The organism is Swaminathania salitolerans, from assembly GCF_007988945.1.
Taxonomy (GTDB): domain Bacteria; phylum Pseudomonadota; class Alphaproteobacteria; order Acetobacterales; family Acetobacteraceae; genus Swaminathania; species Swaminathania salitolerans.
In genome coordinates this window covers 356601-370169 of record NZ_BJVC01000002.1, presented here as the reverse complement: position 1 = coordinate 370169, position 13569 = coordinate 356601, and the positions used below count along the sequence as shown (strand labels likewise).

Here is a 13569-nt window from a genome sequence, read left to right as displayed (position 1 = left end):
CCCGGGCGGTTGCCCCCGTCCGGCCATATGCGTGTTTCAGAGCTGGTTGATCGCATTCGGGGGCGGCAGGGCAGGGCAGGGAAGGGCCGGGATCGCGGGGGAGATTCCGAAGCGCTTTGCCAGGTCTTCGCGCGCGATGCGCTGCCTCTGGCTCAGACCCTCCGGATAGCCGAGACGACGGTCGATTTCACGATGCAGGCGCGCGATCTCCTCCAGATGATCCGTCCGGTCCATCGATCCTGTCACTGAGTCGGAATGGCGACGATGGATGTTGCGCGGCTTCGCCAGAAAAGCCAGCTGTGCATCGGGTCGCAGGAGAAGCTCGAGATAGAGACGCCAGTCTCCGGCCAGGCGGAACGTGCGCAGCTCCTGGGCGCAGCTGCGGACTGCGTCGCGCAGCGCCACGCGACGGAAGATGGCAGCACTCACGTTCAGAACGAGATTGGCGACTGAAAGATAGTCCCTGACGAAGCTCTGCCCGTCGATCAGCATGTCCCGGGCCATCAGGTGGCGGACATGGGAGCGATAGTATTCCTGATAACTCGGCATGAGTTCGACCCCGTCCCGGTCGATGGCCCGGCTGTCGCAGAATGCCATGACGATACGGGCGCTTTGTCGTGTGACATCGAGCAGGCTCGACAGGAAATCCGGCTCCGAGAGGTCGTCCGCCTCGGCGATCCAGATCCATTCGCCCTTGGCGAGATCGAGCGCCTTCTGCCATTGGGCAAAAACGCAGCCGCTGCGTTTTGCATTGCGGACCAGTACGATCCGCCGGTCGAATTCCCGGGCATAGCGTTCGGCAAGCTCCGGACTGCCATCGTCCGAGCCGTCATCGAGAACGAGGATCTCAAGCACAGGGCAGTCCTGCGCGAATACGGTGGCAAGGCGTGCGGCGAGATAGCGCGCATAATTGAATGAAAGAACGACCACCGATACGGTGGGATGGGTCGGAAAGGCCGAGATCATCAGGCGCGCCGCATAGGCATCGAAAGAGAAACGCGTTTTCAGCTTGCGCCCCGTTCCCTTGCGCTTACGCGGGTCCGGGCGCGGCTTCCGGAGGTGATCGAGCACGACGCCGCCCATGGCGGGAAGATCGCCCGGCGGGACGCATTCGTGTCTGTCGTCGCCTTCCTTTCGCAACTGCTCCAGCAGCTCGGGAATCATTCCGTTTTCCGAAAAGACGCAGCAGGGTAGGCCGGATGAGAGTGCTTCCATAACCACCGAGGGATAGGGATCCTCACGCGACGTCAGGAGGAAGAGGTCGGCCGCGCTGAGATACGGGGCGACATTGTTGACCCGGCGGGTCAGATGAAAACGGCGCGTTCGCAGCGCGCGCTCGAGATCGTCGGTCAGGGTCTTCTCGAGCGAAGGGTCCAGATCGCCGACCCACAGGAAATGGAGCGTCTCGCATCTGCGATTGACTGCGCCGAAGAGAAAGGCCGGGCTGAGCATCATGCCGAAGAGATGGAGAAAGAGATCGAAGCCCTTGCGGGTGTCGCCGAACCCGACACCGACGACGACGACGGCATCCGGCGCGATACCGAGCGCCTGCCGCGTCTTTCTCCGGTCGCTCTCGTCGAAGGCGATTTCGGCATAGAGTCCCTGCGGCAGGATCGTCGCCTGGGGATGGCAGCGCGCCAGCAGACCGCCCGGCACGAAGACCTCATGCGCGAGATGCGTGGCGCGCTGGAGCGACGACTCCAGGTGTCGGGACCGCACCATGCCCGGAAGCTCGTGCACGAGAAGCAGGAAGGGGATTTTCGCCTCTGCCAGATCCGGAGCGAGGCGCGTGGAAGCCGCGCTGTTCACGATGGCGCTGCGTATCCCCTCGCGACGCAGCCCCGCGAGCCGTTCCATGGCCGAAGGCATTCCCGGCGACAGGATCTCGACCGTACCGAGCTTGCGGTATTCGGGCAGGAGATCGCCGCCTCCGAGCAGAACGAACGAGATCTCGACGCCGTGATTGCGCTGCAGGGCACGCGCGAGCGCCAGGAGAAGCATCTGGGCACCTGCGGGAAAGGCATCATGCCCCACAAGCAGGAGGCGGCGGGTGGAGAGGGTGCTCTGGAAACCGCTGACAGCCCGTGACGTGGCGTTGAGATAGGCCGCCCCGAAATGGATGTCCGGCTCGAGATAGGCACCTTCGGCCCATTCGTTCCAGGCGTTGATGCAGATCAGCGCCTCGCCGAAGAAGCGGTTCGCGCGTGCCTGGGCCACGAGGCCGGAGAGCCATTGCTCGTAGAGCCGCGGTGTGGAGCCATGAACGACGAGGCCGGCGCCCTGGCGCCGGGGATCGTTGTCCCAGGAGGGCACGGCCGTCCGGATGCGCGGATAGGGGGTGGTTTCGTCCGCAAGCGCCTTTTCGACGAGCTCGCTGTAGTCGTAGATACGGGCGGTGAGATCGTCGTCGAGGATTTCGACCCGATCCTCGATCGGGGTGCAGGACTCCGTCAGCTTGTGCGGCGGGAACTCGATGGCCCCGTCGAGACCGTATTCCGCCGGGTCATGGTCTCCGAAGGCCTGCGCCATGACCAGTATCGGATCGAACCCGGCCTGTCTGAAAAGGCTCCGCCAGCGGGCGATCCGGCGTCGGGCTTCGGGTATCGCGCCGGGACGGTAGATCATGAGCAGAGGGCGATCTGCGACGGTGATGTAGCGTCGGTCCTTCATGTGGCGCACGAAATCGGCGATGAGCGCCTCGTCCTGTGCCTCATGATGGTTCTGGGCGATCAGGACGTCGTTTTCGCTGCCATCCCAGCGACGGCTCCAGCTCTCATTGGCCCACATGAGACAGAAGGGCAGCTCGAGGTCGGGTGTGTCCAGAAGAAGTTCGACCGGGCGCTCGAGCAGACGTTTGCCGTCGAACCAGTAGTGATAGAAGACAAAACCCTCGATTCCGCTTTCACGCGCCATGCGGGCCTGTTCACGCAAGGGAGCGATCGTATCGAGGCGATAATGCCCGAGATCGCGGGGGATGCGCGGCTGGTAGTGATCGGCGAAACGCGGAACGCCGCGGGCCAGATTGGTCCATTCGGTAAAGCCTTTTCCCCACCAGGCATCGTTCTCGCGGATCGCATGATACTGGGGCAGATAATAGGCGAGGACTCTCGCGCGACGCAGCGCAGCGCAAGGCAGGGGCTGGTGATCCTCGAAAAACGGACCGGGTTGCGTCCTGCGTCTGATTTCCCGGGCGATCGTGGTCTCATGATCCGGAAGGGAGGGATATACCCCGGGATCGTGGCGATGCGCGAGCCAGTGGAGGAACGGGTTCGCGTCCGGATCGTGGCGCAGATAACGCTGCCGGTAAAAGACCGGATCGAATCCAGCAAAGGGCCTCCGGATCTCGCGGAAGCCCTGCACCATGTAATGCTCGACCGGATCCATGCCGGAGGCTGCGACATCGGCATAGGTCTGGAGATAGAATTGCGGGTCGAACTCCGGCATGGGGCGCGTTTCCGGACGCTGCCGGTTTGCGAGATAATGGGCGAGAGCGAGCCCGTTGGCCGGAACCCGGTTGAACTGGCGATACCAGCGTGGATCGAACCACGGCACCGGACGACGCCCCTCATAATCGCCCCGGGTGATGTAGTGATAGAGCGGATCGCCGGTCACGTCGCGATAGGTTTCCAGATACCATGTGGGGTCGAAAAAGGGGTTCGGTTTGCGCCCCTCCCGCCATCCGGAGTGATGATAATGCGAGAGCGCCCCACTGCCGAGATCGCGGAGATCCGGATTGCGGGAAAGATAGAACGCGATATCGAACAGGCCGGAATGGCCAATACATCGCAGTGCAGTCGGCATATCGGCGCTCCATGTGGTGCTTTAATCAAATATTAACGATCGAATTCTTGATAACAAGAGAATTCGTGATCGTTTTTTCTTCTTTGAGTCGCGCCGGTCAGTTTGCGGGGCCGCAGAGGGTGGGGGCAATTGCCCTGTCAGGTCCGAACTGGCATATCTCTCGCCCGAATGACATGAAACGCCACGGATCGGAGGCCCTTCGGCGCCCGATCAGGACATATGGGATAGACGTGACGACCAGATCCGACCGACCGGCGAGCGAGGAGATCCGGGAAAGCCCGACCTCGTTTCGCGTCAGTCTCGCAGAAGGCCTGATGCTCGAATGCGGAGCCCTCGTCGCACCGCTCGACATTGCCTATTGCGCCTACGGGACGCTCTCGCCGCAGCGCGACAACGTCATCCTGGTCTGTCACGCCCTGACGGGCGATCAGTTCGTGGCCGAAACGCATCCGGTCACCGGAAAGCCGGGATGGTGGGAACGTCTCGTCGGTCCCGGCCGTGCGATCGATACCGAGCGGTATTACGTCCTCTGCGTCAATGTGCTTGGAGGATGTATGGGGTCGTCCGGCCCGCGCACATTACGCGAGAACGGCGAACCCTGGGGAACGGATTTTCCTCCCGTGACCATCAAGGACATGGTCCGCGCCCAGGCGCGCCTGCTCGATCATCTGGGGATTGCGCGTCTCTTCGCCGCTATCGGCGGATCGATGGGCGGGATGCAGGTCCTTCAGTGGGTCGCGAGCTTTCCCGAGCGCGTGACGGCAGCAATGCCCATTGCGACAGCGCCTTTTCACTCGGCGCAGAACATCGCCTTCAACGAGGTCAGCCGACAGGCGATATGCGGCGATCCCGACTGGCATGGCGGCCGGTACTGGGAGCATGGAACCGTTCCGGCCATGGGCCTCGCCGTTGCCCGCATGATGGCGCATATCACCTATCTCTCCGAAGAGGCGCTCAACCAGAAGTTCGGGCGACGCACCCGCCGCGACCCTGCCCCTGCCCAGGGAGGAAGGGCACCTGCCTGCTCCTTTTTCGGCGAGATCTTCGAGGTGGAGAGCTATCTGCGTCATCAGGGGTCAAGCTTCGTCCGGCGTTTCGATGCGAATGCCTATCTGACGATCAGCCGCGCGCTCGACTGGTTCGATCTGAGTGCCGATTATGATGGCGATCTTTCCGCGCCGTTCCGCGATTGCGAAACCCGTTTCTGTATCATCTCCTTTACGTCCGACTGGCTTTTTCCCACCTCGCAATCGCGTCTTCTCGCCCGCGCGCTGAACCGGGCCGGGGTCAATGTGTCCTTTGTCGAGATCGAGAGCGACCGGGGGCATGACGCCTTTCTCCTCGATGAACCCGATCTCGAGCGCACGATGCGGGGGTTCATCGCGGGGGTTTCCGAGCATGCCGGTGCCTCTGCCACCCTCAGACCCGGATTGTCCCATGCGCCTTGATCAGAGACTGATCGCCGAGATGATCGCCCCGGGCACCCGCGTTCTCGATATCGGGAGCGGTGACGGGACGCTTATCGGGCATCTCTTCCGCACCCGGCAATGCGATGCGCGCGGGATCGAGATCGATATGCGCGAGGTCACTCATGCCGTGGCGCACGGCCTGCCTGTCATGCATGGCGATGCCGATCAGGATCTCGTCCATTACCCGGACGACGCGTTCGACTATGTGGTGCTCCAGAGAACCCTCCAGGCCGTCGAGAAGCCGCGCGAGGTGCTCCGCCAGATGCTGCGTATCGGACGCCATGCGATCGTTTCCTTCCCGAATTTCGGGCATTGGCGTTTGCGCCTTCAGATCCTGCTCAGCGGTCGCATGCCGATGAATACGGTCTGGCACACGCCATGGTACGAGACGCCCAATATCCATCCTTGCACGATCCGGGATTTCCTCGCCCTGTGCGAGGAAGAGGGATATGTCATCGAACGCTGGCTCGCCGTGGATGAGGCGGGAGATCGTGCGCCCTGGCGGCGTTCCATCCGCCTAGCCAATCTCTTCGGTGAGCAGGCCCTGTTTCTCCTCAGACGCAAGACGACGGCGGAGCAGGGGCGTGCAGGTCGTACGAGATAGATCGAAACAAGCTTTACAGCCCTGCGAAGCCATGGTTCGATCCCGGCCTACGCCGCAAGAGCCGACGGGATTTCACGCCCCCCGAGGTAAAGGAACCATCATGACCGATATTCTGACCGCTATTGCCGAACGCCGTTCAGCCAAGCGTTTCGATCCGTCCGTCACCATTCCCGGGCACGAGCTCCGCGCCATACTCGATGCCGGACGTCACGCGCCAACGGCGTTCAACATCCAGCACTGGCGTTTCGTGGTCGTCAGCGATCCTGCCCTGCGCAAGGAGATCCGCGCCCAGGCATGGAATCAGCCGCAGGTCGAGGAAGCCAGCGCCCTCATCGTTCTGTGTGCCGATTTCAAGGCATGGAAAAAGAATCCTGGCCGGTACTGGGCCGAGGCGCCCGCGAAGATGCGCGAGACCTATGAAAGCATGATCCACAGCTTCTATGAGGGCAGGGAGCAGCTGCAACGCGACGAAGGTATCCGCTCCTGCGGTATCGCTGCCTATGCGCTGATGCTCGCCGCAGCGGCGCATGGGTATCAGTCATGCCCCATGGACGGATTCGATTTCGAGGCGGTGGGGAAGCTGATCAACCTGCCACCCGATCATGAGGTCGTCATGTTCGTGGCGATCGGCAAGCAGACGGGCGAATATCCGCCCCATGGCGGACACCTGCCGCTCGACGAGACCATCATCCATAACCGTTTCGCCTGAGACAGCGCGGGTTAAACAGGCCGGGCAAGACGAGCCCGGCCGACCGGTCCAGCCGAACCGCTCCACCCGCACGGTCTCACCCCGGCATGCCTGCCTGACCCGAAACGGCGCGCTCGAGACGGCCCCCTGCGGAGCGATGCATTCAGCATGGCTTGCATCGCAGTGACTGTCTCCTTATACAGGGGCGATTCCGGTCCAGTTTCAGTCTGTCGGTCCTGACGTCACGCCCTGCGTGACGGCGCGGGTTTCGTCTCGGTTCTCGATTCCGGATCGTTTTCCACCCTTCCGACGTCCGGGACAAGAGGCGTCATCCTTTGGGCCTGCAGATGCACGCATGGCCCTATTCACGGAGTCGCCCTGAGTGACCAGTTTTGCCGATCTTCAGCTCGCCATGCCCATCCAGCGGGCCCTGACGGAAGAGGGCTATACGACCCCGACGCCGATCCAGGCCGGTGCGATACCCTATCTCCTGCAGGGGCGCGACCTTCTCGGGCTTGCCCAGACAGGCACGGGCAAGACAGCGGCTTTCGCCCTTCCGGCCCTTCATCGTCTCCTCACCCATCCGCGTCCCCTCACGCCGAAATCCGCCCGGGTTCTGGTGCTCGCTCCCACACGTGAGCTCGCAGCCCAGATCGACGACAGCTTCAAGTCCTATGCCCGGCACATGAAGCTTCGTCATGCGGTGATCTTCGGCGGAGTCGGTCAGGGCCGTCAGGTCGAGGCGATGCGCCGTGGCGTCGATGTGCTCACGGCTGCCCCGGGGCGTTTGCTCGATCTCATCGGGCAGGGGCATATCGATCTGCATGATCTCGAGGTGCTCGTGCTCGACGAGGCGGACCGGATGCTCGATATGGGGTTCGTGCGTGACATCAAGCGCATCGTGGCTCTTCTGCCCAAGAACCGTCAGACCGTTCTTTTCTCCGCGACCATGCCCAAGGCGATCGAGGAGCTTGCCCATTCGCTCCTGCACGATCCGGCGAAGGTCGAGGTGACTCCGCCCTCATCGACGGTCGATCGCATCCGGCAGGGTGTCATGTTCGTCAATTCGGAAGACAAGCGTTCGGCGATCCTTCTTCTCGCCCAGAACCCCAAGGTTCAGCGCGCGGTCGTATTCACCCTGATGAAGCATGAGGCGAACAAGGTCTCGGACTTCCTCAACGCGCAGGGCATCCGTGCCGAAGCCATTCATGGGAACAAGTCGCAGGGCGCACGCGAGCGCGCCATGGCCGGTTTCCGTGATGGATCGGTCAAGGTGCTGGTGGCCACCGATATCGCGGCGCGCGGAATCGATGTCGACGATGTCAGCCACGTCTTCAATTACGACCTGCCGAATGTGGCCGAGAGCTATGTCCACCGCATCGGTCGTACGGCAAGGGCAGGTCGCGACGGCTGGGCGGTTTCTCTTTGCGATGCCGAGCAGAGAGCCTGGCTGAAAGATATCGAGAAGCTGATCGGCAAGACGATCCCCGTCGTCAGCGATCATCCCTATCATTCCGAGGCCGCGCAGAATTCGACGATGCGTCCGCCGGTGCTCGGTGGAGGCGGTCGCGGGCGTGGCGGTCATCAGAACCGTGGCGGCCAGGGCGGAAACGGACGCCCGTCATCGGCGCCGCGCGACGGACAGGGACGTCGTCCCGGCAATCGCCCCGCACGGGCGCGCGGCACGCGCTGAGCGGATCGGGCCGGGCTTTCTGTAGAGGGTCCGGCAAAACCGTCTGACGCGCGATCCGGTCGAGAATCCGACAGGCGCCCCGGCGGAGACGATCGCGCGCTGCTGGAGCGTTTTTGCCTCGATCCGGCTCGTATCCTGCGGCGCTGAAGAAGATGGCGCAGTCTTCGGTCGTGACGTGATCGATGAGTGTGCCTGTCGCGCTGCAGTCCGGACTTCGATCCGATCGAGATGGCTTTTTCAAAACGCAAGGCCCATCTCCGCCGTGCCGCAGGACGCACCGGTGACTGGTTCAGGAACAGGATTGGCGCTCTCATCGATTATGCCCGACCCGAAACTGGCGTAAATATCTTCATCGCCCGAGGATACGAGGCAGATTGAGAAAAAAGGCTCCAGCGTCGCCTCGCTCTTCCGGAAAGCGCCTACCGGGGGGAGGGCGGAGTTCGGGAATACGGGCTCCGATCCCTCGTCTTCCGGCAACCCGGCGCCAGACGTTCCGGTTGTCCCCCGCGGTGAGTAGTCTCGGGATGAATACATCGCGGAAAATGCCGCGGATCAGATGCCCAGCAGAGGACGCCCGGGGCCGGGGTGGCGGGGATGGCAGACGGCCGCGCTCGGGACGCCGCGAGTCATCGGGCGTTTTGTTCCCGAACTCTGTCTTCCATATTGCCGGTTTCTTCACGAACGGGTGTTCGGCAATGTGATATTTTCCGTTAGAACCTTGTTTTTGTTTGTTTTATTTTCGGGACGTCATTTTTTGTCGCGTCTTTGCGGATTTCCGTAAAAAAACCCTCGGTTAAGGATGCAGTTGAAAAGGCGGATGAAGACATCCGCGGCTTCCATGACGAGGACGAACCGTGTCTCAGCCCAGGACCATTCTCACACTCAATTCCGGCTCTTCGAGCATCAAGTTTGCCCTGTTCGGCCATGAGAGCCGCGGCGAGAGGCTGATGTCCGGTATGGCCGAGTTCAGGCCCGGCGGCGCCCTGCTCTCGACACGCGATGCAAGCGGCACGACCGAGCGGCGTGAGTTTCCTGAAACCGGGCCCGAAGGGGCGCTGCGCGGCGAGATGATCGGGCATATCCTGAACCATGTCGAAACGTCCGTAGCTGGAGGCAAGCTCTCGGCCGTAGGTCATCGCGTCGTTCATGGCGGTGCGTATTTTACCGGCCCGTCACGGATCGACCAGACGGCTCTGGCGGAGCTCGACGCCCTGATTCCGCTCGCGCCGCTGCATCAGCCGCCCTCGATCGCGCCCATGCGCCGCATTTTGCAGGACAAGCCCGATCTGGTGCAGGTCGCCTGTTTCGATACCTCCTATCACCATACCATTCCCGAAATACGGACCCGGCTGCCTCTGCCTGCCTCGCTGATCGACGGTGGCGCGCGCGTCTACGGGTTCCACGGGCTCTCCTACGATTTCATTGCGCAGGATCTGGCGGCCCGTTTCCCCGAACTCGCCCGTAAGAAGGTGCTGGTCGCGCATATCGGCAATGGCGCGAGTCTGTGCGCCATGCATGAAGGGCTGAGCGTCGGCACCACGATGGGTCTGACCGTTCTCGACGGGCTCATGATGGGCACGCGATGCGGTGCAATCGATCCCGGTGCTATTCTCTATCTTCTCCAGCAGAGGAATCTCTCCCCGAAAGAGGTTCAGGACACGCTGTACTATCGCTCCGGGCTCCTGGGTGTATCGGGGCGGTCGAATGACATGCGCGTCCTGCGCGAGCATATGTCCGATCCGCAAACGCGTCTGGCACTCGACATGTTCGTCGAGCGTTTCGTGCAGCAGGCGGGCGGTCTGATCGCGCAGATGGGCGGTATCGATGCCCTGGTCTTCACGGGTGGGATCGGACAGCACGATTCCATCTTCCGTCGCGACGTCTGCAAGAGGCTGGAATGGCTCGGCGTGCAGATCTGCGATGCCGCGAATGCTGCGGGAGAGACGGTCATCGGGACTGGTTCAGCATCGGTTCAGGTGCTCATCATCGCTGCGGATGAAGAGACGACGATCTTCCGTCATACGCAGTCCATACTGGAAAGGATCGACGATTCATGAAGGAAAGCGCTCCTCTCTCTCCGACCCAGCTCACCTTGTTCGACCGATGGTGGCGCGCCGCCAACTACCTCTCGGTCGCACAGATCTATCTTCTCGATAACCCGCTGCTGCGCGAGCCCTTGCGCCGCGAGCACGTCAAGCCCCGGCTCCTCGGTCATTTCGGCACCACGCCGGGCCTGACATTCGTCTATCTCCATCTCAACCGGATCATAAAAGAGAAAGAGTCGCGCGTTCTGTTCATCGCAGGGCCCGGCCATGGCGCACCCGGGGTCGTCGCTGCGACCTATCTCGAGGGAACCTACAGCTCCTATTTCCCTGAGGTCTCTCAGGATCTCGAAGGGCTCGGCCGTCTGGTCAAGCAGTTCTCCTTCCCCGGCGGTATTCCGAGCCATGCGGCGGCCACGACACCCGGATCGATCCATGAAGGAGGAGAGCTCGGCTATTCCCTTTCCCACGCATTCGGCGCCGTGCTCGACAATCCCGATCTCGTCGTGGCGTGCGTCGTGGGCGATGGCGAGGCCGAGACAGGGCCGCTCGCCACCTCATGGCACAGCAACAAGTTTCTCGACCCCCGATACGATGGCGCCGTGCTGCCGATCCTCCATCTCAACGGCTACAAGATCGCGAACCCCACTATCCTTGCGCGCATCCCTGACGAGGAACTGACAGCCCTGTTTCGCGGCTATGGCTACGAACCTGTCATCGTTGCCGGAGATGTGCCGGACGAGGTCCATCAGGCAATGGCCAGCGCGATGGATCACTGCTTCGACCGCATCGCGCAGATCCGCAGGGACGCCCGCGAGGGGGGAGAAACCGCGCGCCCCGTCTGGCCGATGATCGTCCTGCGCACGCCCAAGGGATGGACCGGACCCAAAGAGGTGGATGGCAAGCGCTGCGAGGGATACTGGAGGAGCCATCAGGTTCCGCTTACGGATCTCGACAAGCCGGGTCACCTCGAGATCCTCGAGCACTGGCTGCGCAGCTACGCGCCGGAGACGCTTTTCGACGAGAAGGGGCGCCTGTTCGAGGAGATTGCAGCGCTCGCTCCCCGGGGCGATCTGCGCATGAGCGACAACCCTCATGCCAATGGCGGTCAGTTGCGACGCCCTTTGCGCATGCCGGACATAGAGACCCATGCTCTCGCCGTGCCATCCCCCGGGTCGGTGATCGGTGAGAGTACGAGGATTCTCGGGAACTGGCTGCGTGAGGTGATGCGCGCCAATCTGGAACAGCGGCATTTCCGGGTTCTCTCACCCGACGAGAACAACTCGAACCGTCTGAATGCCGTGCTGGACGTCACGGATCGCGCCTGGATGGCGGATACGCTTCCCTATGACGATCATCTGGCCCCCGATGGCATGGTGATGGAAATCCTCAGCGAGCATACGGTGCAAGGCTGGCTTGAGGGTTATCTGCTGACCGGACGGCACGGCTTCTTCTCGTGCTACGAGGCCTTCGTGCATATCGTGGACTCGATGGTCAACCAGCATGCGAAATGGATCAAGACCTCGAAGGAGGTTCCATGGCGACGTCCGATTTCCTCTCTGAACTATCTGCTCACGTCTCATGTATGGCGTCAGGATCATAACGGCTTCAGTCATCAGGATCCCGGTTTCATCGACCATGTCGTGAACAAGAAAGCCGATATCGCACGCGTTTATCTGCCGCCGGATGCGAATTCTCTTTTGTTCGTGGCCCGGCACTGCCTCGAGAGCTGGGACCGCATCAATGTGATCGTGGCAGGCAAGCAGCCCGAACATCAATGGATGGATATGGACGCGGCCATAGCGCATTGCTCCCAGGGGGTCGGGATCTGGAGCTGGGCCAGCAATGACAAGGGACACGAGCCGGATCTCGTCATCGCCTGTGCGGGCGATGTACCGACGGTCGAGGCTCTGGCAGCCGTCAGGATCCTCCGGGAGGAGGCGCCGCATCTCAGGATCCGTGTGGTCAATGTCGTCGATCTGATGACCCTGCAATCGCCGAGCGAGCATCCGCACGGTCTGGACGACGTCGTTTTCGATAATCTCTTTACCGTCGATCGCCCCGTGATCTTCGCGTTTCACGGATATCCGCAGCTCATTCATCGTCTCGTCTATCGCCGGAGCAACCGCGGCAATTTCCATGTTCACGGATTCAGGGAAGAGGGTACGACGACGACACCCTTCGACATGACAGTGCAGAACGAGCTGGACCGCTTTCACATCGTGCTCAATGCGGCCCGTCGCGTTCCTGCGCTTTCGGGCCATGCGGCCTATATGACCCAGATGATCAATGACAAGCTGGTCGCTCATAACCGCTATATTCGCCAGCATGGCGAGGATATGCCGGAAATCAGGAACTGGCGCTGGCAGGAAGGCTGCGACTCATGAATACGACGACCAAACTCGTTCTGGCCGATGTCGACGGGACACTCGTGACCAGGGACAAGATCCTGACACCCAGAGCGATCCGCGCAGTGAAGGCCCTGCGCGAACGCGGGATCGGATTTGCAGTGACCAGCGGGCGCCCGCCTCGCGGTATGGCCATGCTCGTCGAGCCGCTTGCGCTGGACCTGCCCATTGCCGGTTTCAATGGCGGCGTTCTGGTCAAACCCGACTGGACGGTGATCGAAACCAGAACGCTGACACACGACCAGGCTGAGACCGTATTGCGCCTGATCCGCGATCATGGCGCCGACCCGTGGGTCTATACGAGCAAGGAGTGGTTCGTGGGCGATGCCGATGCCCCCCATGTCGCCCGGGAACAATGGACGGTGAAATTCGCGCCGGAGGTGGATGACGTCACCCGGCATCTTGACGATGTCGTCAAGATTACCGGTGTCAGCGACGATGCCGATCTCATGCAGCGCCTCGAGCGCGATCTGCAGGAGGCGCTGGGCGAGACCGCATCTGCCGCATGTTCGCAGCCTTATTATGTGGACGTCACAAATCGCGATGCGAACAAGGGCGGTGTGGTGGAGACGCTCGCGCGCCTCCTGTCCATCCCGGCGGACGCGATCGCGACGATGGGAGACCAGCCGAACGATATCCTCATGTTCCGCAAGAGCGGCATGTCCATCGCGATGGGGCAGGCGAACGAAACCGTGCGGAAGGCGGCGCAATTCGTCTCGACCTCATGCGAGGAAGAGGGGTTTGCACTGGGCATCGAGCGTTACGTGCTCGGGTCGGGCGATACATCCTCGTCGTGATCGGTCCCGGAGCGGGACTGTCCGGCGCTCCCGCACGGATCGCGGCACACCCGGTGGCGCGAGGGGT

At 62.1% G+C, this 13569-nt stretch carries 8 protein-coding genes; 7 read left to right on the top strand and 1 reads right to left on the bottom strand.

Features of this window, described 5'->3' with window-relative positions; translation table 11 throughout:
• Nucleotides 1-36: 36 nt before the first annotated feature.
• Nucleotides 37-3801, bottom strand: a complete 3765-nt coding sequence (locus SSA02_RS05665; protein WP_147092995.1) for a glycoside hydrolase family 99-like domain-containing protein — start codon at nucleotides 3799-3801, stop codon at nucleotides 37-39.
• 266 nt (nucleotides 3802-4067) lie between these two features.
• Between SSA02_RS05665 and metX the strand changes: the two genes are divergently transcribed.
• From metX to SSA02_RS05625, 7 genes are all read left to right on the top strand, one after another.
• Entirely contained in the window at nucleotides 4068-5249 is a 1182-nt protein-coding gene (metX, locus tag SSA02_RS05660; protein WP_264884142.1) for a homoserine O-acetyltransferase MetX, read from the top strand.
• Entirely contained in the window at nucleotides 5239-5874 is a 636-nt protein-coding gene (gene metW, locus SSA02_RS05655; RefSeq protein ID WP_147092991.1) for a methionine biosynthesis protein MetW, read from the top strand. The genes metX and metW overlap by 11 nt, the downstream gene beginning before the upstream one ends.
• Nucleotides 5875-5974: 100 nt before the next feature.
• The gene (locus SSA02_RS05650) at nucleotides 5975-6583 is read left to right on the top strand and encodes a nitroreductase family protein (RefSeq protein ID WP_186807691.1); all 609 of its coding nucleotides are present in this window, start codon (nucleotides 5975-5977) and stop codon (nucleotides 6581-6583) included.
• Between the two features lie 361 nt (nucleotides 6584-6944).
• Nucleotides 6945-8255: a DEAD/DEAH box helicase gene (locus tag SSA02_RS05645; protein WP_147092989.1), complete on the top strand. Its 1311-nt coding sequence runs from the start codon at nucleotides 6945-6947 to the stop codon at nucleotides 8253-8255.
• Nucleotides 8256-9109: 854 nt separating this feature from the next.
• Entirely contained in the window at nucleotides 9110-10312 is a 1203-nt protein-coding gene (locus SSA02_RS05635; RefSeq protein ID WP_147092986.1) for an acetate/propionate family kinase, read from the top strand.
• Nucleotides 10309-12684 (top strand): phosphoketolase family protein, encoded by a 2376-nt coding sequence (locus SSA02_RS05630; RefSeq protein WP_147092985.1) that lies wholly within the window; start codon nucleotides 10309-10311, stop codon nucleotides 12682-12684. The genes SSA02_RS05635 and SSA02_RS05630 overlap by 4 nt, the downstream gene beginning before the upstream one ends.
• The gene (locus SSA02_RS05625; protein WP_147092983.1) at nucleotides 12681-13502 is read left to right on the top strand and encodes a Cof-type HAD-IIB family hydrolase; all 822 of its coding nucleotides are present in this window, start codon (nucleotides 12681-12683) and stop codon (nucleotides 13500-13502) included. Before SSA02_RS05630 ends, SSA02_RS05625 begins: the two co-directional genes overlap by 4 nt.
• Nucleotides 13503-13569 lie beyond the last annotated feature (67 nt).

Bases quoted from the DNA above. Each gene is read 5' to 3' on its own strand.
- SSA02_RS05665 (WP_147092995.1), bottom strand. From the start codon at position 3,801: ATGCCGACTGCACTGCGATGTATTGGCCATTCCGGCCTGTTCGATATC.
- metW (WP_147092991.1), top strand. From the start codon at position 5,239: ATGCGCCTTGATCAGAGACTGATCGCCGAGATGATCGCCCCGGGCACC.
- SSA02_RS05650 (WP_186807691.1), top strand. From the start codon at position 5,975: ATGACCGATATTCTGACCGCTATTGCCGAACGCCGTTCAGCCAAGCGT.
- SSA02_RS05630 (WP_147092985.1), top strand. From the start codon at position 10,309: ATGAAGGAAAGCGCTCCTCTCTCTCCGACCCAGCTCACCTTGTTCGAC.
- SSA02_RS05625 (WP_147092983.1), top strand. From the start codon at position 12,681: ATGAATACGACGACCAAACTCGTTCTGGCCGATGTCGACGGGACACTC.